The organism is Aliivibrio sp. S3MY1, from assembly GCF_028765575.1.
GTDB lineage: Bacteria > Pseudomonadota > Gammaproteobacteria > Enterobacterales > Vibrionaceae > Aliivibrio.
The window spans coordinates 24,554-45,615 of record NZ_JARACO010000005.1; the positions used below are offsets into that span (position 1 = coordinate 24,554).

Sequence of the window (21,062 nt, forward strand, 5' to 3'; positions counted from 1 at the left end):
TAAATTTATTTCACTTAAAAACAATGTTTGTGCATTAATTTGCTTAATACATTGATGGTTGGGTCAATAAAAGAAAACGCTAAAAATTCATCAGGTTGGTGCGCTTGTTCAATTGAACCAGGACCTAAAACGAGCGTTGGACACAGTTCTTGTAAGAAAGGCGCTTCGGTACAATAGTTCACTGTTTCTACTTCTTGGCCACAAATCTCAGCAGTACTGGTCACAATTGGGCTATCTGCGTTACATTCGTAACCTGGAATAGGTTCGTGAAGAGGGGTGATATCAATGCGCCCTGGCCATTTTGCTGCAATTTCCTTTAGTGCGTCACGCAGCATATTGTCGAGTCCATCAAGGCTGATCCCTGGTAATGGACGCACATCATAATGTAACTCACAACAGCCACAGATACGGTTAGGACTATCGCCACCATGGATATGACCAAGGTTTAATGTTGGGTATGGAATAGAAAAACCGGGATTGTGGTATTCCTTCACCAGTTTATTTTTTAAGTTCATTAAGGCAAACATGATCTCATTCATGATCTCTAAGGCGTTGACCCCATGAGCAGGATCAGAAGAGTGGCCCGATTTTCCTGTAACTCGAACGGCATTAGCGACATGACCTTTATGTCCGCGGATAGGTTTTAAGCTCGTCGGTTCACCAATGATGCAGTAATCCGGTTTGATTTGAGTGTTTGAAGCAAAGTGGCGAGCTCCTAGCATGGTCGTTTCTTCATCGCAGGTTGCTAGAATATAAAGTGGTTTAGATTGGTCTTTCCAATTGATATTTTTAATCGCCTCTAAGATGAAAGCAAAAAAGCCTTTCATATCAGCGGTGCCAAGGCCATAGAATCGGTCGTTAGCTTCGGTTAATGCATGAGGCTCATAGTTCCAACGTCCTTGGTCATAAGGTACGGTATCTGTATGTCCTGCGAGTAATAACCCGCCTTCGCCTGAACCTAATTTCGCCAATAGATTGAGTTTGCCTTTTTCAATCTCTTCAATTTCGACTTCACACCCTAAATCTTCACACCACTGCGCTAATTTATGGATGACTTCGGCATTGCCTTCATCCCAACTTGAGTCAGTTGAGCTAATTGATGAGGTCGAAATGAGTTGCTGATAATACTCTTTAAATTCTGGTAATTTCATTTATTCATACATCCACTGTTGACACAAAAGATAGAACCCTGTAAAACACATATTAAATCACATAAAGTGAATAGAAATACAGTTTAGTTTAATTTTAATGAATAAACTAAATTATAAAAAGGAAAGTCAGTATCAAATATGTGTAACGTTCAAGTTACCCTGAATGGCATTTTCCTTCAATAGATGAAGAGATAAACGGACGTATTATGTTGAAAACAACCATCATCGGAGCAAGCGGATACACTGGTGCAGAATTAGCACTGATGATATTTAAGCACCCACACCTTTCTTTAGCGGGTTTGTACGTATCAGAAAATAGCTTAGATAAAGGCAAAGCGATCAGTGATCTTTATGGTTCACTAAAGGGGATTGTCGATGACGCCCTGCAGCCGTTGTTGGATATTACTCAAGTTGCTAAAGAATCGGATGTTGTGTTACTTGCGACTGCTCATGAAGTTAGTCACGACTTAGCGGCGACGTTTTTAGAGCATGATTGCGTCGTTTTTGATTTATCTGGCGCATTCCGTGTAAAGCAAGAGGGGTTCTATTCTGAGTATTATGGTTTTGAGCATCAATATGAAGAGTGGTTGGATAAAGCAGTTTATGGGTTGGCTGAGTGGAATGCTGAAGCGATTGCTCAAGCTCAATTGGTTGCGGTTCCGGGTTGTTATCCAACTGCGTCGCAATTAGCATTAAAACCATTAGTTAAATCTAACTTATTAGATAAGAATCAATGGCCGGTAATTAACGCGACGAGTGGTGTTACTGGCGCTGGACGTAAAGCGAGTTTAACCAGCAGCTTTTGTGAGGTTAGCCTTCAGCCTTATGGTGTCTTTAATCACCGTCATCAACCTGAAATTGCAGCGCATTTAGGCTGTGATGTTATCTTTACGCCTCATCTTGGTAATTTCAAACGTGGCATTTTAGCGACGATCACAACCAAGTTAGAGAAAGGGGTAACAGAAGCGGACATTCAAAAGGCATTTAATAGCGCCTATGCAGAAACACCCGTGGTTCGTTTACTTGGAAATGAGATGCCAAAAATTCAATCTGTTGAAAAAACGCCTTTCTGCGATATAGGCTGGAAAGTACAAGGTGAACATCTGATTGTTGTTTCGGCGATTGATAACTTATTAAAAGGGGCGTCAAGCCAAGCAATGCAATGCATTAATATTCGTTTTGGTTTTCCTATGTTAACGGCATTAATATAGAGTATGGAGTTTAGTATGAACCAGCGTCCATTGGTGATTAAGTTAGGTGGTGCAGTATTATCATCGACCGAAACGTTAACACAATTATTTAAAACCGTTTCAAACTATCAACAACAAGCTCAGCGATCGTTAGTTATTGTGCATGGTGGTGGTTACCTAGTTGATGAGTTGATGGCTAAGTTACAACTTGAAACGGTTAAAAAAGAAGGATTACGCGTTACGCCAAAAGACCAAATTGGCTATATCACCGGTGCTCTGGCTGGTACGGCCAATAAAATGCTGCAAGGTCAAGCAATGAAGAATGGTGTGAATGCGATGGGGTTAAGTTTGGCTGATGGCGGTTTATGTCATATCACACAACTTAATCCTGAACTAGGTAATGTAGGTTTAGCGACTGCAGGTGATGCTACCGTGTTAAATGCTATTTTAGCGACGCGAGTTACTCCTATTATTAGCTCTATTGGTATTACAGCTCAAGGTGAGTTAATGAATGTTAATGCCGATCAAGCTGCAGTCGCTGTTGCGGCAGCATTAGATGCTGATTTAGTCTTACTTTCGGATGTGGCTGGTGTCTTGGATAGTGAAAAGCAGCTGATCACCCATTTGGATTCAGAGCAAGCTGAGTTATTGATCCAACAAGATGTCATTACTGATGGCATGATTGTGAAAGTTCGTGCGGCACTAGAAGCAGCACAAGAATTAGGTAGAGCGATAGAAGTGGCTTCATGGCGCTCTCCAGAAAAATTAGCTGATTTGTTTATTGGAAACAGCATCGGTACTCAGTTTCAGCCTAAGTAGGCAATGAGTTTTAATTTTTAGTTTATAGAATACAGTCGCCGCGAGTATGCGGAGCAAGGAGAATAGAATGAGCAAGAAAATAAAAGTAAACAAGGTTGTTGTTGCATACTCAGGTGGCCTAGATACCTCTGTGATCATCCCATGGCTAAAAGAAAACTACCACTGTGAAGTTATCGCATTTGTCGCTGATGTTGGCCAAGGTGCTGAAGAGCTAGAAGGCATTGAAGCAAAAGCCATCGCATCAGGGGCGACTGAATGTTATATCGCTGATCTAAAAGAAGAAATGGTCGCTGAATACATTTATCCAACGCTTAAAACAGGTGCTTTGTACGAAGGTAAATATCTACTAGGCACATCAATGGCACGTCCTATTATTGCTAAAGCACAAGTTGAAGTCGCACGTAATGTGGGAGCCGATGCATTGTGTCATGGCTGTACAGGTAAAGGTAATGACCAAATTCGTTTTGAAGGCGCCTTTGCTGCATTGGCACCAGATCTACACGTAATAGCGCCATGGCGTGAGTGGGATTTAGTGAGTCGTGAAGAGTGTCTTGATTACCTTGCTGAGCGTAATATCCCTTGTTCTGCATCATTAACTAAGATTTATTCTCGTGATGCGAATGCATGGCATATCTCTACAGAAGGAGGTGTTCTTGAAGATACATGGAATGCGCCAAATGATGATTGCTGGGCATGGACGGTAGATCCAGAACAAGCACCAAATGAATCAGAAACAGTGTTAATTAAAGTAGAAAAAGGCGCGGTTGTTGCTGTTGATGGTAAAGCGATGACTCCTTATGAAGTGGTTGTTTACCTAAATGAGAAAGGTATTAAGCACGGTGTTGGTCGTATTGATATTGTTGAGAACCGTTTGGTAGGGATGAAGTCTCGTGGTTGTTATGAAACCCCTGGCGGTACCATCATTAATGAAGCATTGCGTGCAGTAGAACAACTTGTTTTAGATAAAGCGTCATTTGAGTTCCGTGAAGAGCTAGGCATTAAAGCGTCTCATCTTGTTTATGATGGGCGTTGGTTTACGCCGCTGTGTAAGTCTATCCTAGCTGCAACAGAAGAGTTGGCACAAGACGTAAATGGTGAAGTAGTGATTAAGCTGTATAAAGGTCAAGCAACAGTCACTCAAAAGCGTTCCGATAACAGCTTATATTCAGAAGAGTTTGCCACGTTTGGTGCAGATGAAGTGTATGACCAAAGCCATGCTGAAGGCTTTATTCGTCTTTATTCACTATCAAGCCGTATTCGTGCGCTAAACAGTAAGTAGCTTCAAGTGAATGACTCGCATATATTGGTGGCTACATATAATTAATAACAACTGTTAAACAATTTGATTTACACTAATCGAAGTTCATTTAATAATAAAATGGACTTCGATTTTTTTTGCCTTGATGAATTATAATAGAGTGGTTTTGAATAGATATGTAAAAATAATGAATTTAATTCTTTATCTTTGTCTGGAATTGCCGTAAGTTTGAATCATCAAGAAAAATACTGAATTGAATCAGAATTAATATTTGCAAAAAGCAGTGAGCACTGTGCATTTAGGAGAGACACCATGGCATTATGGGGCGGACGTTTTAGTCAAGCGGCAGACACAAGATTTAAACAATTTAACGATTCACTTCGTATCGATTATCGCCTTGCAGAGCAAGATATTGTTGGCTCTATTGCATGGTCTAAAGCACTACTTTCGGTTAATGTAATTTCAGAGCTTGAGCAGCAAAAACTTGAATTAGCTTTAAATGAATTAAAGCTGGAAGTGATGGAAGATCCTGAGCAAATATTACTTTCTGATGCTGAAGATATTCATAGTTGGGTAGAAACACAACTGATTGGTAAGGTGGGTGATTTAGGTAAAAAACTACATACAGGTCGTTCGCGTAACGACCAAGTAGCGACGGATTTAAAACTGTGGTGTCGCCAACAAGGTCATCAATTACTTCGTACTCTTGATTTACTTCTTAATCAGCTAGTTAATGTAGCATCGGAACATCAAGCAACGGTACTGCCAGGCTATACGCACTTACAGCGTGCACAACCTGTGACATTTGCTCATTGGTGTTTAGCTTACGTTGAAATGATTGAGCGTGATCACTCTCGTCTTGAAGATGCGATTAATCGTTTAGATACTTGTCCATTAGGTTCAGGTGCGCTAGCGGGTACGGCTTATCCGATGGATCGTGAGAAACTAGCTCGTAATCTTGGCTTCCAACGTGCAACGCGTAACAGTTTAGATTCGGTATCGGATCGTGATCATGTGATGGAGCTAATGTCGATTGCTTCAATCTCAATGGTTCATTTATCGCGTCTTGCAGAAGATATGATTTTTTATAACTCAGGTGAATCAAACTTCATTGAGTTGGCGGATACGGTAACGTCAGGTTCATCGTTAATGCCACAAAAGAAAAACCCAGATGCATTAGAGCTTATTCGTGGTAAATGTGGCCGTGTCTACGGGGCATTGGCTGGCATGATGATGACAGTAAAAGCGCTACCGCTGGCTTATAACAAGGATATGCAAGAAGATAAAGAAGGCTTATTTGATGCACTAGACAGCTGGTCTGATTGTATCGAAATGGCCGCTTTATGTTTTGAAGGCATCAAAATTAATGGTGAGCGTACACTTGAAGCGGCAAAACAAGGTTATGCAAACTCAACAGAGTTAGCGGATTATTTAGTAGCAAAGGGTATCCCATTCCGTGAAGCGCACCATATTGTCGGTGTGGCTGTAGTCGGAGCGATTGAGAAAGGGTGTGCACTAGAGGAGCTTTCTATTACAGAGTTAAAAGTATTCTCTGATGTAATAGAAGACGATGTATATGAGATCTTAACCATTGAATCTTGTTTAGCTAAACGTTGTGCACTTGGTGGCGTTGCACCTGAGCAGGTCGCTTATGCTGTCGAGCAAGCAGGTAAACGTTTAGATGAGCGCGATTCAATTGGCGTGAAAGTACGTCCCGCCCGTTTGACTGATTTAGATGCGCTAGAAGGTATGGTCGCGTATTGGGCTGGCCTTGGTGAGAACTTACCTCGTAATCGTAACGAACTAGTGCGTGATATCGGTTCGTTTGCTGTATCAGAGCATCACGGTGAGGTTACAGGGTGTGCCTCTTTATACGTATACGATTCTGGCTTAGCGGAGATTCGTTCGCTAGGCGTTGAAGCGGGTTGGCAGAGTCAAGGCCAAGGAAAAGCGATTGTTCAACACTTAGTTGAGAAAGCTCGTGAAATGGCGATTAAGAAAGTCTTTGTATTAACTCGTGTTCCTGAGTTCTTTATGAAACAAGATTTCATTCCAACCTCTCGTTCGTTACTGCCAGAGAAAGTGTTGAAAGATTGCGATCAGTGTCCTCGTCAACACGCGTGTGATGAAGTTGCACTTGAAGTTAACCTCCAAGAGCACGTGATCATTAAAACCAGTGTTGCTTAATGAGTATTACAATAGTTATGCGAGACAGTTAACTAAATACTCAAAATAAAAAAGAAAATGTGGTGAACTTTTTAATTAGATACTAGTCTTATTAATAACTGCTTTTTCTTAGACAGATTCTAAGAGGCCCCGATATCTATTTTGATATCGGGGCTTTATTTTTTGTACGCCATCGTATTTTTTGATGTTAATCGATAGTAGAGCATCATTAATAGATGCAGAGTAAGTAAACTGGTAAAAGTACTACTTATCATAAAAGTAGCAATTGCTTCTATTTGATAGGGGGTTGGTTGAAAGAACTCTAGCCATGTGACCCAGCCACCGATAGAGAGAAAAGTCAGCTGTTTCATGCAACGAGAGCAACGACCGAGCTTTTGTTTAAAGATGTCTGAACGACAAGTTTTACAGGACATGATGATAGATTCTTAGGCTAATACGCAATGCTCTGAACTTTAAATGCAAAAAGACCAATGCGCAAACATTGGTCTTTTATTTTTTTAATATTGTTTAATCAGATTAACAACCTGGGCCACAATCCATACAATGTTTGATCGTTTCTGGGCCTAAATGTAATTTAGCATTTAAATCACGAAGGGCAGTACGAACGCCTTCTTCAATCACTGGGTGGTAGAAAGGCATATCGAGCATGTCTGAGATCGTCATCTTATTTTGATGTGCCCAAGCTAATAGGTGTGCTAAGTGCTCTGCATTTGGCCCCATCATTTCAGCACCTAGGAAGCGACCAGTTCCTTGCTCTCCGTATACATGAAGAATACCTTTGTTACGTAGCATCACTCGTGAGCGACCTTGGTTTTCAAAAGAGACCTCACCGGTTGCGAAACAACCACAAGTGCCTAAGCGTGTTGTAATTTCTTTATAGGTTTCACCAACCATCGCAATTTGTGGGTCAGAGAATACCGCAGAGATTTTCGAACGGCGAAGGCCTGCACGGATCTCAGGGAAGCGACCTGCATTATCACCCGCTATACGTGCTTGGTCTGCTGCTTCGTGCAATAGTGGCAGTTGGTTACTTGCATCACCTGCAATAAATACGGTTGATAGTGATGTTTGTAGCGTGTAATGGTCTGCCGTTGGAACGCCACGTTCATCTAGTTCAATGGATGTATTCTCTAGACCTAATTTATCGGTATTTGGGCGACGACCTGTTGCTGCTAATACATATTCAACAAGATTAGTTTCTAGTTCACCTTGCTTATTGATGAATATAATCTCAACACGATCTTCACCAGATTCAGTGGTGATGCGCTTCATGCTTTCAATTTTAACATCAGCATCAAGATAGAATTCTTCATTAAAGGCTTTGTTTGCATAAGCCATTACTTCAGGGTCGGTTACCGGACCAACTTGGCCACCTAAACCAAACAGTTTAGTATCAACACCTAAACGGTGAAGCGATTGACCAAGCTCAAGGCCAATAACACCAGGGCCAAATACCGCGACTGATTTTGGTAAATCATCCCAATTAAATACATCATCATTGATGATCAAACGATCACCCAGTTCATTCCAAACTGCAGGGTAAGCAGGGCGAGAGCCTGTAGCGATAACAATGCGTTTTGCAGTGACGATAGTGTGGTCGTCAACTTGTAATGTATTGTCATCTAAAAACTTAGCGTAGCCAGAGATCTTATCTTCGGCTGGTATTTCATCAACGCCTTCTAAAACAAAACCAACAAAACGGTCACGTTCAAATTTCACTCGCTCCATGACTTCACGGCCGTTAATTACGATCTCACCTTGAGGGTGAATACCAAATTGAGGCGCTTTTTCAATTTGATGAACGCTTTCTGCTGCTGCAATTAACAGTTTTGATGGCATGCAACCAACGCGAGCACAAGTGGTACCATAAGGTCCGCCTTCAATCATAACAACACTGTCAGTATGTTCTTTTGCTGCACGGTAAGAGCCCAAACCTGCTGTACCACCACCGATAACAGCTACATCTACATTGACTTGTTTCATAATAATTCTCTCGTAATCGCTTTATTTTGAATGAACGAACCCTTCCGACTTTTATTATGTTTTTTAAGCCAGTCAGAATAATAGGTTGGTTTGATTGTTTAGCGTTGCTGTGTTTTCTAATCTTTGAAATGCTCAACTAGCCCACAAAGTGGTGGGCTAGTCGATGGTCTATCTTAATAGATTAACCTAGGAACGTTTCTAGCTCTTCGCTACCACCGATGTGTTTGCCACCGATGAATACTTGAGGAACGGTAGCACGACCCGTAATTGCACGTAGGCTAACGGTTGTCGCGTCTTTGCCTAGAACCACTTCTTCATAATTTAGGCCTTTGTCGATTAGGTTCTGTTTCGCTTTCATACAGAAAGGACAGCCTGGTTTAGTGAATACTGTGATTGACTCTTGCTCTTTGTGTTCAGGCGCTAGGTAGTTCAGCATAGTATCGGCATCAGATACGTTGAACGGGTCGCCTGCAACGTCTTCTTCGATAAACATTTTTTCAACTACGCCATTTTTAACTAGCATGCTGTAACGCCATGAACGCTTACCAAATCCAAGGTCATTTTTCTCAACTAGCATGCCCATGCCATCTGTGAATTCGCCGTTACCATCTGGAATGAAGGTGATGTTTTCTGCTTCTTGGTCTGATTTCCATGCGTTCATTACAAACGTATCGTTTACAGATACACATAAGATGTCATCTACACCATTCTCTTTAAATACAGAATGTAATTCGTTGTAACGAGGTAGGTGGCTTGAAGAACACGTTGGAGTAAATGCACCAGGAAGGCTAAATACGATAACGGTTTTGTCTTTAAATAGTTCTTCTGTTGTTACGTTAACCCAAGCATCACCTTTACGTGTTGGAAATGTAACTTGAGGAACTGATTGACCTTCTTTAGATGTAAACATAATGATGTCCTTTAAATTTTAATTAATTTTAAATTTTTTATTCGGGGTCTGCCCGGTTGATGTAGCTATTATGCAAAAGCCTTCTTGATAGTTCTAATCGTTTGGTGTTATCGTTTCAATCGTTAAAAGCTATCAAATTTGTTGGCATATTATGAATCAAAGCTGTCAGGAGTGTAATACATGAATATCCGTGATTTTGAGTACTTGGTCGCACTTGCTGAGCATAAACATTTTCGTAAGGCGGCAGAGTCTTGTTTTGTTAGTCAGCCGACACTAAGTGGGCAGATCAAGAAGCTAGAAGAAGAAGTGGGATTAACCTTATTGGAAAGAACTAGCCGTAAGGTGTTATTTACTGATGCAGGCTTACAGTTAGTAGAGCAGGCTAAGCGGATCCTAATTGAGGTCAAACGTTTCTCTGAACTTGCTAACCAACAAGGTAAGGAAATGACGGGACCATTACATCTTGGTTTTATACCTACAGTCGGACCTTATGTTTTACCTTGGATTGTGCCAACATTAAAAGAAAGATTTCCAGACTTAAATCTGTACCTGCATGAGGCTCAAACGCATCAATTAGTTAAAATGTTAGAAGAGGGCAAGATTGACTGCATGATATTGGCCTCTGTTGATGAAACCAGCGCATTTATTGAAATAGCAGTTTATGACGAGCCAATGGTGCTGGCGGTGCCAACCGATCATAAATGGGCGAATGAAGGGACAATAGACATGTCTCGATTAAGTGGTGAGTCAGTTTTAATGCTAGGGGATGGGCATTGTTTACGAGATCAAGCATTAGGATTTTGTTTTGCTGCTGGAGCTAAGGATGATGACCATTTCAAAGCCACCAGCTTAGAAACATTACGTAATATGGTTGCTGCGGGCAGTGGAATTACATTAATGCCATATCTTTCAGTACCTAAAGAGAAAGTACGTGATGGAGTCTGCTATTTACCAGCGAAAGATCCTGTACCGCATCGACAAATCGTATTGGCTTATCGCCCCGGCTCACCATTGCGATCTCGTTATGAAGATTTAGCTAAAGAGATCGAAAAGAAAATGACAGAGGTTATTTGCTAATACCAATTCCAATAAATAGATCATCTAATTAGTTACATTGGTATCAATTCTATTGAGCGATAAGAAACAAAAAGGACGCTAAATTAGCGTCCTTTTTTATGGCTTGATGATAACGAGGTTAGAAGAGACTTTCGTCTTCCATTCCATCACCATCAGCATCACCGGATGAATAAAGCGTATCTTGGAAATCTTGTTTTACGTATTCTGTCGGTTCTGTTCCTCCGGCAAAATATTCCCACATACTGGTCTCATCATTTTTATTGGTCAATAGGCCTGTTTCACGGTCTATTTTGACTTTAATGATGTTTGCTGGAAGGCGTTGTTGCTCTTCTGGTACACCTTCAAGCGCCACTTTCATAAAGTTTATCCACGCATAGATAGCTGTTTTGCCACCCGCTTCACCACCAAAGGACATTTCTTCTTTGGTCATGTTGTCATTTTTTGTGGTGTAACCTAATCGGTGTGATGGGTTATCAAAACCAACCCATGCTGTTGCTACTACATTTGGTCCATAGCCGTTATACCAAGCATCAACAGAGTCATTGGTTGTCCCTGTTTTACCACCAATATCACGACGTTTTAATACTTGTGCTCGCCAGCCAGTGCCGTTCCAGCCTGTACCTTTACGCCAGCTACCACCGCCCCAAATATTGCTGTACATCATTTCCTTAGTTAAGAATGCATTTTGTGCAGAAATCACTTTCTTCGCATAAGGCGAGTCTTCATCATTTTGATTCGAACAATTTGTTTGGCAAATGGTTTTTGGTGTCGCTTTATACACCTCATCACCAAATGGGTCATTAATGTGGTCGATGTAGTAAGGCTCTACGTAGTAACCATTATTGGCAAATACAGCAAAGCCTTGTGCCATTTGTACTGGCGTTAAACTACCGGCACCTAGTGCAATGGTTTCAGAGTGTGGAATGTCTTCCTTTTTAAAGCCAAAGCGAGTTAGGTAATCAATGGTTTCATCTAAACCGACGTCACGTAATACACGAACCGCCATTACGTTTTTAGATTGAGCTAAACCAATACGTAGGCGAGCAGGGCCAACATAAGTTGGTGGCGAATTTTTAGGTCGCCATGCAGTACCTTGACTCTGATCCCAAGTATTGATCGGAGCATCATTTACCAAGCTTGCGAGTGTTTTTCCATGGTAAAGAGCAGCAGAGTAGATAAATGGCTTAATACTAGAACCAACCTGACGCACAGATTGTGTTGCACGGTTAAATTTATTATGAACAAAGTTGAAACCACCAACTAATGACGTTATTGCGCCATCTGTTGGGTCCATGGCAACAAAAGCGGTATTGGCAGCAGGCACTTGGCTTAGCTTCCACACCGTCGTTGTTACATCATCTTGGGTTTCTTGGCTTAATGGGCGAACATAAACTTGCTCTCCTACCGCTAAAATATCTGCTGCACGACGAGGTGCTGGACCTTGACGTTTGTCAGTTTTAAAGCGACGAGCCCATTTTAAGCCATCCCATGGAATGGTAGCGATACCGTTGTTTTTAATATCAACGGTTGCCGTTTTTCCTTTAATAGATAAAACAACCGCTGGCATTAGCTCACCATAAGAAGGTTCATTTCTAAGGTGTTTAGCGATTGCTTTTTCATCAAGTGGTGTCGCTTTTGGTTCCCACACTGTTTTCACCGCACCACGGAAGCCATGACGTTCGTCATAAGCCAGCAGGTTATCAATTGATGCTTTGTTTGCTTCCGCTTGCATTTTTGAATCGACAGTCGTGTAGATATTCATACCAGAAGTATAAGCGGCTTCTTCACCGTACTTATTAACCATCCAAGCACGAGCGATTTCTGCAATATAAGGCGCTTGTAGTTCAATCTCTGCACCATGGTATTTAGAGATAATGACTTCGGCTTTAGCATCGTCAAATTCTTGCTTAGTAATGTAATTTTCATCAAGCATGCGAGCTAAAACAACATTGCGACGAGTCGTTGAACGATCAACTGAATAGATAGGATTCATTGTCGATGGTGCTTTTGGTAGGCCTGCAATAATGGCAACTTCACCTAAAGTAAGTTGTCCAATTTCTTTACCAAAATAAACATGAGCTGCTGCGCCAACGCCATAAGAGCGGTAACCAAGATAAATTTTATTTAGATAGAGTTCTAAGATTTCTTGTTTTGTTAGCAATTGCTCGATATGAACGGCAATAAAAATCTCTTTAATTTTACGCATGATTTTCTTCTCATTAGATAAGAAGAAATTACGCGCAAGTTGTTGAGTAATGGTACTTGCCCCTTGTTTTGCTGAGCCTGAAGCTACAACAGCAAAAGCAGCACGAGTAATACCGATTGGGTCAAACCCATAATGGCTATAAAAGCGACTGTCTTCGGTCGCAATAATCGCTTCAAGTAAATGAGGAGGCATCTCTTCTAATTTAAGCGGAATACGACGCTTTTCGCCAAATTGAGCAATTAATTTACCATCGCGGCTATATACCTGCATTGGTGTTTGTAGTTGTACATCTTTCAATGTTGCCACGTCTGGTAATTCTGGTTTCACATATTGGTAAAAACCAAAAATTGTTGTGACCCCAAGAATAATGCAAACCAATGTAGCTATAAGCAGTGCCTTTATGAACTTCACCTGATAATTCCCGTTTACTTTAATCTGTATTGTCGTTTCTAACCCGTAACTGAGTAGTATAAATATAACACAACAAAAGATAACGCAAATAAACGCTTAAATTTGAGATATTTATTTATTACCTGGAGTTAACTCAAGATGAACTATCCCACCATTACCGGTTTAGATATAGGGCATCATAGCATTAAAGTCGCCTCTGTAAGGTTAAAAAGAGGTCAATTAGAATGGATGAGCTGCCATGAAATGCCTTTATCGGCGCCAGTGTTTGTAGAGGGGGGGCGATTATTAAATGAAAGTGTAAAACTACAGTTATCTCAATTAAAAAGAAGAGTAAAATCAAATCAAAAACGGGTCGCTTTTTCTATTCCCGATCATCACATAATGAGTAAGTTAATTCAGATAGACAGCCAATTGGATGACAAAGAAATAGAATTTACTCTTACTCATGCATTTGAAAAACAAACATCACTCTCTTCTGCTGAATTAAATATCGATTTCTCTATGATAAAACCGTTGGAAAGTGATGATTTAAAAATAAAGAATTATCAAGTATTCGCTACCCGTAAAGAGATTGTTCACTCTCGTCAGAAGTGTATAGAAAGTGCAGGTTTCCTGACGGTACTTGCAGACATTCATTCGCACTCATTACTAGCGTTATGGCAGCGAGGAGTAGCTGTCTATCCAGATAAAAATAATTGGATATTGGTCGATATTGGATATCAACAGCTAATATTTTGCATCACCTCTCCTAACCAGCACTTATACAGCAAGCAAGTTACTTTTGGTGCATCAATAGTTCAAAATACAAATAATAGAGAACAATACATCACTCAATTATCTGAACATATCCGTCGTCAAATCACTTTGTATTCTTCAATTCATGATCACAAAGTAGAAGGTGTGTGGATTACCGGTGGTGGCTCCCTATATCCAGACTTAGCTTATTTATTGAGTGATGAAATATCATTGCCTACTTTGGCGTTTAATCTTCTCTCTTTATTTCAAGCATCAAGTAAGACACCGCCTTATGTTGAGACATCTATTAATCAATATGCCTCCGCTTTAGGTTTAGGATTAAGAGGAATTGAATGGCTTACCAAATAAACTTATTAGCTTGGAGGGAGAGAGAGCGTACCAAGCATAAGAATCGATTTGTATTGGTGCTGCTTTTTGTCATTGTCTTAGTCGCAGTGTCCCAATGGAGTGGTTTTAATTATTTGCACAGCCAGTACTCGCAACAAGCGAAGAGAAATAGCTCCTTAGAAGCGCATATAGAGACGCTGGATCGAGAATTAATACAATTAAACACCATCAAAAAACAGTATCAAGAGAGGCTACAGCGCTTAACTGCGGTGGAAGAACTGCAACAGAATAAAAATAAAACCACTCAATTGCTGAATACGTTACCTGAGATTATTACAGAGGGTATCTATCTTAATAAAGTTCGTATCCATGAAAGGAAAGTGGAACTCAGTGGGGTGAGTGACAGCCATGCTCACCTTGCCAGTATGTTAGATAAATTAGAACAATCTCAAGCTATAACATCAGTGAAAATCCACTCTATTGTTTCTGAACGAGCGGTATTTAATAGCGAGGTTAACCGTTTTGATGTGTCATTTACGCTGCTTCCTTTCGTGGGCTTTGAGGGATGATGACTGACTGGTTAGCGTTGGATTTGGATGAAATAGCAGAGTGGCCACTGCTGCCAAAAATAGTGGTTATTTTACTTTTATGTCTTGTGGTTAAAAGTGCCGGATATTGGTTTTTTCTGCAGCCCCTTATTGATGATATTGAGCAGATGAAAGCAGAAGAACTCTCGTTAAGAAGTACGGTTGAATATAAATATAAGCAAATTGCAGTGGTGCCTCAAATAGATCGTCAACTTAGTGAGCTGAACTTACGCTATTATTTTTTAGCGCGGCAATTGCCAGCACAAAAAGAGTTAGCAAGTGTGCTTTCGTCTATTAATCAGAGTGGCATTAATCATCAATTAAGCTTTACACGAATTGATTGGGGTGAGAGAGAGGAACAACCTTTCTTTTATAAGCTACCATTGAATATTGAAGCAACAGGCAAGTACCATGACATAGGTGCATTCTCAGAAGCGATTGCTGATCTGCCGCGGATGATTAGCTTAGATGTGGTGGATATTCAAAGAATCACGCTAGAGAGTGATATGTTGCACTTTCGAGTGATGGCAAATACCTATCAGCTTAAGAGCGCTTATGAATAATCGATTTAGGTTAATAATCACTATTATTTTTATGCTCACTCTTATTGGTTGCAAAGCGAATAAAGAACCTTTGAATCTCTTTTATAGTGAAGCAAAGCAAAAGGGTGGTGCTGAAATAGAAGGCTTATCTCCCGCGCGCTCTTTTGAAGTTGAGCCATACACTAAAGTTAACCTCCGCTCTCCTTTTTCATTACCACATCCAACAGAGATAACCTCACAACCGCTAGAGACAAAAAACTGTTGGCAGCCACGGAGTAGAAAGAAAAAAGATCCACTGGAACACTACTCTTTGAAACGGTTGAGATTGAAAGGAATGATAGGGGTTAAGTCTGATGTTATTGCCTTAATAGAAATCCCAAATGGCAATGTGGTTAATGTCCGTAAAGGCCAATATATAGGACGTAATAATGGAAAACTCATCAGTATTCAATCAAATAAAATCATTATTAAAGAGATCTTAAGTGATGGTTTAGGTTGCTGGAAAAAAAGAAAGTTCGCCTTGGTATTAAAATAAGTGCGGAACAAAAATAGGGATTAGGCATGTTGCAAGGATGCAGGGAAAATATCAAACTGTTCAGTATTCAATGTAGTGTCATTTTTATTGTCAGTTGGGTGAGTTTAGCGGCTCAGGCGAATCAAATAGTGACGAATCAACTGTTGAATGTCGATTTTAAATTGGGTCAGAAAAAAGAGGGAGTGATCATCATTGATCTCGCCTCTTCATCGGCTTTGATTGATTTAAAAAAAGAAAATCGTAAATTAATTATTGAGTTGCATGATACTAAGATCAGCGATGATAAGTTAGTTATCTTGGATGTCGAAGATTTTTCTACCATAGTTTCTCGAATTGAAACCTTTAGAGATCGGAGTAGCACAAGACTATCAGTGGAGGTGAATGACGCCTATCAATACGATTACGATGTAATAGATAAACAAGTGACGGTTATCGTTTCTAAGTCCAAAAAATCAACGGGCTCAGATACTATCTTATTAAATAATCATAAAAAAAAACCGATTTCGATTAACTTCCAAGATATATCAGTGCGGCATGTATTGCAGTTGATCGCGGATTATAATGATTTTAATTTAGTGGTATCAGACTCGGTTGAAGGCAATTTAACGCTGCGTTTAGATGATGTGCCGTGGCAACAAGTTTTAGATATCATTCTAAAAGCTAAGCATTTAGACAAGCGCGTTGAAGGTAATGTGGTCTTGGTAGCTCCTAAATCAGAGTTTGATATACAAAAGAAAAAAAGTTTAGAACAAGACAAAATGGCCTCGGAATTAACAGTACTTTCTTCTGTCATTCTTCCAATTAGTTATGCGAAAGCCTCCGATATTGCCGAACTTTTCACTGGAGATGGTGAGGTAACTATGCTCTCTCAGCGCGGAAGTATCACTGTTGATGAGCGAACCAACTCACTATTACTGCGTGACTTACCAGAAAGTATTGCGGTTATTAAAGATATTATTGAAACCTTAGATGTACCTATCAAACAAGTTCAGATTGAAGCAAGAATTGTTACTATTAATGAAGGCCATTTAGATGAACTTGGCGTTCGCTGGGGGGTTACTAATATTAATGGCAGCACCACTGTTGGCGGCTCAATTGAAAACAATTTAGCGACGATTGGGTTATATGATGGTGGGGAATCGGGACTTCCTGTTGATGATTTTTTAAATGTAAATCTTGGTTTAGTCAATCCAGCAGCATCGAGCATTGCTTTTCAGGTCGCTAAATTAGGTTCTAACTTATTGTTGGATCTGGAACTTTCGGCGCTGCAAGCGGAGTCTAAGGCTGAAATAATTTCTAGCCCTCGACTGATTACTACCAACAAAAAGTCAGCTTATATTGAGCAAGGAACGGAGATCCCATACTTAGAAGCCTCTTCGGGTGGAGCGGCATCGGTCTCTTTTAGAAAAGCCGTGTTAAGTTTGATGGTGACACCACAAATAACCCCAGATAATCGCTTGGTTCTGGATTTGATTGTAACGCAAGATAGACCGGGTCAGGTCGTTAAAACAGGGACCGGTGAGGCGGTAGCAATTGATACTCAGCGAATAGGAACTCAAGTGTTAGTCGATAATGGTGAGACCGTTGTTTTAGGCGGTATCTATCAGCATTCATTATCAAATAGTGTAGAAAAAGTTCCTTTATTAGGAGATCTTCCTTTGCTAGGAGCACTATTTCGTCGTAGCTCAGAAAATATAGGTAAAAAAGAATTATTAATCTTCGTTACCCCAAAAGTTGTTATACAGTAATAAGATAGCGTTATTTTAAGGTGTGAAATATTATTGAAATAAGGGGTAAAAAAAATTATTATGCTGAACTTTTCATCTAGCTATTGCAATCACTAGCTATTAACTGAGATAATTTTTAGTCTGATCACAAAATATCTGTGAGGAATATGGTGCCACAGAAGCATGTCTAGAAGAGACAACTGTTGGCAATGTCGTTAATGAACTTTGCATAATTTCTAAAAAATGGCTGAAAAACGAAATATTTTCCTTGTTGGCCCAATGGGCGCCGGCAAAAGTACAATTGGTAGACACTTAGCACAGCAACTTCATATGGAGTTTCTTGATTCTGACACAGTAATCGAAGAACGCACAGGCGCAGATATTGCTTGGGTATTCGACGTGGAAGGTGAAGAAGGATTCCGTGTACGTGAAGAAGGTGTAATTAACGATTTAACTCAAGAGCAAGGCATTGTACTTGCGACGGGTGGTGGCTCTGTAATTAGTAAAGAGAGTCGCAATCGTTTATCTGCTCGTGGTGTTGTTGTATATCTTGAAACTACAATTGAGAAGCAATTAGCTCGCACACAACGCGATAAAAAACGTCCGTTGCTTCAAACTGATGAACCTCGTGAAGTGTTAGAAGCACTAGCGAAAGAGCGTAATGCACTTTATGAAGAAGTGTCTGATTACGTTGTTCGCACCGATGATCAAAGTGCAAAAGTAGTTGCAAATCAAATCATCCAAATGCTTGAAGAGCGTTAATTCAAGTTATTTACTAAGACAGATACTGGGAACGAATCATGGAAACGATTCATGTAGATTTAGCAGAACGTAGCTATCCCATCTCTATCGGCGCCGAGTTGTTTTGCAACCCGGCGTATTTTTCATCAGTAATACCTGCCAATAAACGTGTTGTCGTTATCAGTAATGTAACGGTTGCACCGTTGTATGCTCAACAAGTCATTGAGACATTAAACACGCTTGAATGCCAAGTATCATTGTTGGAATTAGACGATGGTGAGCAATATAAGAATTTAGACACCTTCAATAAGATCTTAACTTTTCTGCTTGAGGAAAATCACAGTCGTGACGTAACGATTGTTGCCTTAGGAGGCGGAGTTGTTGGTGATGTGGTTGGTTTTGCTTCCGCATGTTATCAACGTGGCGTTGATTTTATTCAGATACCGACAACACTTCTTTCTCAAGTTGATTCATCTGTTGGTGGTAAAACCGCAATAAATCATCCGCTTGGTAAGAATATGGTGGGTGCATTTTATCAACCCAAAGCCGTTATTATCGATATTAATTGTCTTAAAACATTACCTGAGCGTGAATTCGCAGCAGGGATGGCTGAGGTGATTAAATACGGCATTATTATTGACCGTGAATTCTTTGAGTGGCTTGATGAGAACATGGATAAACTGTATGCATTGGATCATGATGCGTTGGTTTATGCTATCTCACGTTGTTGTCAAATTAAGGCTGATGTTGTAGCAAAAGATGAAAAAGAATCAGGGATGCGTGCACTCTTGAACCTAGGTCATACTTTTGGTCATGCGATTGAAGCTGAAATGGGTTACGGTAATTGGCTTCACGGTGAAGCGGTTTCTGCAGGCACAGTAATGGCGGCAGTGACAGCTCAAAAAGAAGGGTTAATTTCGCAAAATGATGTAGAGCGTATTTGTGCTCTATTAGAAAAAGCGAAGTTGCCACTTAAAGCACCCAAAGAGATGACAGTAGATGCATTTATGAAGCACATGATGCGTGACAAGAAAGTGTTGTCAGGTAAGTTACGTTTGGTATTGCCAACATCAATTGGCAGTTCTGAAGTCGTGACTGGTGTTTCTGAAGATGTGCTTGCTGATGTAATTGAGCAATGTAAGGCGTAAAATATGAGTATTGGTCATGATTTAACTGTGTTGGAATTAGAAAGCCAAATTGATGTGTTATCACGCATTCAATTTGTATCTCGTTTTGGTTCTAATTTAGTACATATTGAAGGGGTAAAAGGCTCTGGAAAGTCATGGCTTGCTCAGCGTTATCTTGAAAAGTGGAGTGATGATGCCAATCAAGCTCTGCTTATGTGCCACAAAAATCAATCAATTCAACAGCAACGTGGGATCATCTTAAAGCAAGTGGTCCGAGATCCGCTTTTTAATGAGTTTGATACTGTTGTTGACAGTATTGGCCGTATGTTAGCCGGCGAAGCGTGCAATTTATTGTTGGTTATTGATGACGCTCACTTACTTTCTACTGAATTACTCAGTGAATTGTGGCTTTTAGTACAAAAAGCGCAATCAACACCAAATTGGCAAATCAACGTCCTGTTATTTTCAGAGGCTGGAAAGTTAACGCCTGCATTAGCAAGAATGTCTTATGGGCAAGATAATAAACCCATTGATATTGATATTGAATTATTGAGTGCTGAAGAAGCCGCAACGTTTACTGAAATGTTGGTGGTTCGCTTTAAAGCAAATGGCGAAGAGAAGCGTCGTATTCGTAATTTGGTGGATAAAAGTAATCGTCTTCCTGCAGAGCTGATTGTATTAGGTGACAAGAAAAAAGGACGCCGAGTTATTATTCGATCTGTGACGCACTCTCCTATTGGTATTTTAGGCGTGGCTGGGGGGCTATTTTTGGCTGCCGCAGGTAGCTATTGGTGGCTAAATCAAGCAACCACAGTTCCAGTCTCTTCTGTGGTAGATACCGCCCTAGAACACGAGACAAAATTAGCGGTTGATCTCGATAATAAAATTAGCGGTGCGATTAATAATACCGACTTAACAAGTGTTAACCAGCCAGAAGATGATACTCATACTATTCCTCCTGATGTGATTGATACCGCTATTATTGCAGAGACGACTGTTGAAGAGGGTAAACGTGTTGTTGTTCCTTCAGAGTTAGTTGACTCTTTAGTTAGTGATTCAGAAGGTGCATTAGAACAACAAGACGTGGCGGTGAAAGAAGAGCCTAGTGACGTGACGGTTGAAGTAGTAAAAGAAGAGCCTAGCGACGTGGCTGTTGAAGTAGTAAAAGAAGAACCAATAACTGAGCCTGAAGTTAAGCAGGAAGCCAGTTCAAACATCACATTTAGCTTGGCGAATAGCGAGTTAAAAGGTATTTCTCAAAAACGTTATGTCTTGCAGTTAGCGGCATTAACTAATGAAGAAGCGGTACAAGAGTTCCTGACTGAACATCAGATTGATAAATCGGCTCGTATCTATCAAGCATTGCGTAATGGTTCTATTTGGTACATCGTTACTTTTGGTGATTATGCTTCAATCTCAGCGGCGCGTGGTGCAGTACAAACATTACCAAGTTCAGTACAAAGCTTAGGGCCTTGGGCTAAATCTTTAGTGCAGGTGCATCGAGAGATTGATTCTGTAAAATAAGCAC

General features: G+C 40.4%; 18 protein-coding genes. 13 read left to right on the forward strand and 5 right to left on the reverse strand.

Annotated elements, in window-relative coordinates; translation table 11 throughout:
- Positions 1 to 14 precede the first annotated feature (14 nt).
- Positions 15 to 1,151 (reverse strand): acetylornithine deacetylase, encoded by a 1,137-nt coding sequence (argE, locus tag PVK62_RS04830; protein WP_274442383.1) that lies wholly within the window; start codon positions 1,149 to 1,151, stop codon positions 15 to 17.
- Positions 1,152 to 1,357: 206 nt separating this feature from the next.
- On the opposite strand from argE, the gene argC reads away from it, so the two are divergent.
- From argC to argH, 4 genes are all read left to right on the forward strand, one after another.
- On the forward strand, positions 1,358 to 2,362 hold the full coding sequence (gene argC / locus PVK62_RS04835; protein ID WP_274442384.1) for an N-acetyl-gamma-glutamyl-phosphate reductase: 1,005 nt from the start codon (positions 1,358 to 1,360) through the stop codon (positions 2,360 to 2,362).
- Positions 2,363 to 2,377: 15 nt separating this feature from the next.
- Complete coding sequence (argB, locus tag PVK62_RS04840; protein ID WP_274442385.1) at positions 2,378 to 3,160, forward strand: acetylglutamate kinase; 783 nt, start codon at positions 2,378 to 2,380, stop codon at positions 3,158 to 3,160.
- 67 nt (positions 3,161 to 3,227) lie between these two features.
- Complete coding sequence (locus PVK62_RS04845; protein ID WP_274442386.1) at positions 3,228 to 4,439, forward strand: argininosuccinate synthase; 1,212 nt, start codon at positions 3,228 to 3,230, stop codon at positions 4,437 to 4,439.
- A 291-nt stretch (positions 4,440 to 4,730) separates the two neighbouring features.
- Positions 4,731 to 6,605 (forward strand): argininosuccinate lyase, encoded by a 1,875-nt coding sequence (gene argH / locus PVK62_RS04850; protein ID WP_274442387.1) that lies wholly within the window; start codon positions 4,731 to 4,733, stop codon positions 6,603 to 6,605.
- Between the two features lie 155 nt (positions 6,606 to 6,760).
- Here the strand turns inward: argH and PVK62_RS04855 are convergent, their stop codons facing one another.
- The 3 genes from PVK62_RS04855 to PVK62_RS04865 form a co-directional block, all read right to left on the reverse strand.
- Positions 6,761 to 7,018, reverse strand: a complete 258-nt coding sequence (locus PVK62_RS04855; RefSeq protein WP_274442388.1) for a DUF3624 domain-containing protein — start codon at positions 7,016 to 7,018, stop codon at positions 6,761 to 6,763.
- A gap of 103 nt (positions 7,019 to 7,121) precedes the next feature.
- The gene (locus PVK62_RS04860) at positions 7,122 to 8,588 is read right to left on the reverse strand and encodes a dihydrolipoyl dehydrogenase (RefSeq protein ID WP_274442390.1); all 1,467 of its coding nucleotides are present in this window, start codon (positions 8,586 to 8,588) and stop codon (positions 7,122 to 7,124) included.
- A 181-nt stretch (positions 8,589 to 8,769) separates the two neighbouring features.
- Positions 8,770 to 9,498, reverse strand: a complete 729-nt coding sequence (locus tag PVK62_RS04865; RefSeq protein WP_274442391.1) for a glutathione peroxidase — start codon at positions 9,496 to 9,498, stop codon at positions 8,770 to 8,772.
- Positions 9,499 to 9,678: 180 nt separating this feature from the next.
- Here PVK62_RS04865 and oxyR point away from each other — a divergent pair, with 180 nt between their 5' ends.
- Complete coding sequence (gene oxyR / locus PVK62_RS04870; protein WP_274442392.1) at positions 9,679 to 10,575, forward strand: DNA-binding transcriptional regulator OxyR; 897 nt, start codon at positions 9,679 to 9,681, stop codon at positions 10,573 to 10,575.
- 118 nt (positions 10,576 to 10,693) lie between these two features.
- On the opposite strand, the gene PVK62_RS04875 is transcribed toward oxyR, so the two are convergent.
- Positions 10,694 to 13,192, reverse strand: a complete 2,499-nt coding sequence (locus tag PVK62_RS04875; RefSeq protein ID WP_274442393.1) for a penicillin-binding protein 1A — start codon at positions 13,190 to 13,192, stop codon at positions 10,694 to 10,696.
- Positions 13,193 to 13,330: 138 nt separating this feature from the next.
- On the opposite strand from PVK62_RS04875, the gene pilM reads away from it, so the two are divergent.
- From pilM to PVK62_RS04915, 8 genes are all read left to right on the forward strand, one after another.
- Complete coding sequence (pilM, locus tag PVK62_RS04880; protein WP_274442394.1) at positions 13,331 to 14,296, forward strand: type IV pilus biogenesis protein PilM; 966 nt, start codon at positions 13,331 to 13,333, stop codon at positions 14,294 to 14,296.
- Positions 14,281 to 14,844, forward strand: coding sequence for a PilN domain-containing protein (locus PVK62_RS04885; RefSeq protein ID WP_274442395.1), 564 nt, complete (start codon positions 14,281 to 14,283; stop codon positions 14,842 to 14,844). The genes pilM and PVK62_RS04885 overlap by 16 nt, the downstream gene beginning before the upstream one ends.
- Entirely contained in the window at positions 14,844 to 15,425 is a 582-nt protein-coding gene (locus tag PVK62_RS04890) for a type 4a pilus biogenesis protein PilO (RefSeq protein WP_274442528.1), read from the forward strand. The genes PVK62_RS04885 and PVK62_RS04890 overlap by 1 nt, the downstream gene beginning before the upstream one ends.
- A complete protein-coding gene (locus tag PVK62_RS04895; RefSeq protein ID WP_274442396.1) occupies positions 15,418 to 15,939 on the forward strand; it encodes a pilus assembly protein PilP in 522 nt (173 codons plus the stop codon). The genes PVK62_RS04890 and PVK62_RS04895 overlap by 8 nt, the downstream gene beginning before the upstream one ends.
- Positions 15,940 to 15,965: 26 nt before the next feature.
- A complete protein-coding gene (locus PVK62_RS04900; protein ID WP_274442397.1) occupies positions 15,966 to 17,687 on the forward strand; it encodes a type IV pilus secretin PilQ in 1,722 nt (573 codons plus the stop codon).
- 222 nt (positions 17,688 to 17,909) lie between these two features.
- A complete protein-coding gene (gene aroK / locus PVK62_RS04905) occupies positions 17,910 to 18,428 on the forward strand; it encodes a shikimate kinase AroK (RefSeq protein WP_045101110.1) in 519 nt (172 codons plus the stop codon).
- Between the two features lie 38 nt (positions 18,429 to 18,466).
- Positions 18,467 to 19,555, forward strand: coding sequence for a 3-dehydroquinate synthase (aroB, locus tag PVK62_RS04910; protein ID WP_274442398.1), 1,089 nt, complete (start codon positions 18,467 to 18,469; stop codon positions 19,553 to 19,555).
- A gap of 3 nt (positions 19,556 to 19,558) precedes the next feature.
- Positions 19,559 to 21,058 (forward strand): SPOR domain-containing protein, encoded by a 1,500-nt coding sequence (locus PVK62_RS04915; RefSeq protein WP_274442400.1) that lies wholly within the window; start codon positions 19,559 to 19,561, stop codon positions 21,056 to 21,058.
- The last annotated feature ends 4 nt before the right edge of the window (positions 21,059 to 21,062 follow it).

Bases quoted from the DNA above. Each gene is read 5' to 3' on its own strand.
- argE (WP_274442383.1), bottom strand. From the start codon at position 1,151: ATGAAATTACCAGAATTTAAAGAGTATTATCAGCAACTCATTTCGACC.
- argC (WP_274442384.1), top strand. From the start codon at position 1,358: ATGTTGAAAACAACCATCATCGGAGCAAGCGGATACACTGGTGCAGAA.
- argB (WP_274442385.1), top strand. From the start codon at position 2,378: ATGAACCAGCGTCCATTGGTGATTAAGTTAGGTGGTGCAGTATTATCA.
- PVK62_RS04845 (WP_274442386.1), top strand. From the start codon at position 3,228: ATGAGCAAGAAAATAAAAGTAAACAAGGTTGTTGTTGCATACTCAGGT.
- argH (WP_274442387.1), top strand. From the start codon at position 4,731: ATGGCATTATGGGGCGGACGTTTTAGTCAAGCGGCAGACACAAGATTT.
- PVK62_RS04855 (WP_274442388.1), bottom strand. From the start codon at position 7,018: ATGTCCTGTAAAACTTGTCGTTCAGACATCTTTAAACAAAAGCTCGGT.
- PVK62_RS04860 (WP_274442390.1), bottom strand. From the start codon at position 8,588: ATGAAACAAGTCAATGTAGATGTAGCTGTTATCGGTGGTGGTACAGCA.
- PVK62_RS04865 (WP_274442391.1), bottom strand. From the start codon at position 9,498: ATGTTTACATCTAAAGAAGGTCAATCAGTTCCTCAAGTTACATTTCCA.
- oxyR (WP_274442392.1), top strand. From the start codon at position 9,679: ATGAATATCCGTGATTTTGAGTACTTGGTCGCACTTGCTGAGCATAAA.
- pilM (WP_274442394.1), top strand. From the start codon at position 13,331: ATGAACTATCCCACCATTACCGGTTTAGATATAGGGCATCATAGCATT.
- PVK62_RS04885 (WP_274442395.1), top strand. From the start codon at position 14,281: ATGGCTTACCAAATAAACTTATTAGCTTGGAGGGAGAGAGAGCGTACC.
- PVK62_RS04890 (WP_274442528.1), top strand. From the start codon at position 14,844: ATGACTGACTGGTTAGCGTTGGATTTGGATGAAATAGCAGAGTGGCCA.
- PVK62_RS04895 (WP_274442396.1), top strand. From the start codon at position 15,418: ATGAATAATCGATTTAGGTTAATAATCACTATTATTTTTATGCTCACT.
- PVK62_RS04900 (WP_274442397.1), top strand. From the start codon at position 15,966: ATGTTGCAAGGATGCAGGGAAAATATCAAACTGTTCAGTATTCAATGT.
- aroK (WP_045101110.1), top strand. From the start codon at position 17,910: ATGGCTGAAAAACGAAATATTTTCCTTGTTGGCCCAATGGGCGCCGGC.
- aroB (WP_274442398.1), top strand. From the start codon at position 18,467: ATGGAAACGATTCATGTAGATTTAGCAGAACGTAGCTATCCCATCTCT.
- PVK62_RS04915 (WP_274442400.1), top strand. From the start codon at position 19,559: ATGAGTATTGGTCATGATTTAACTGTGTTGGAATTAGAAAGCCAAATT.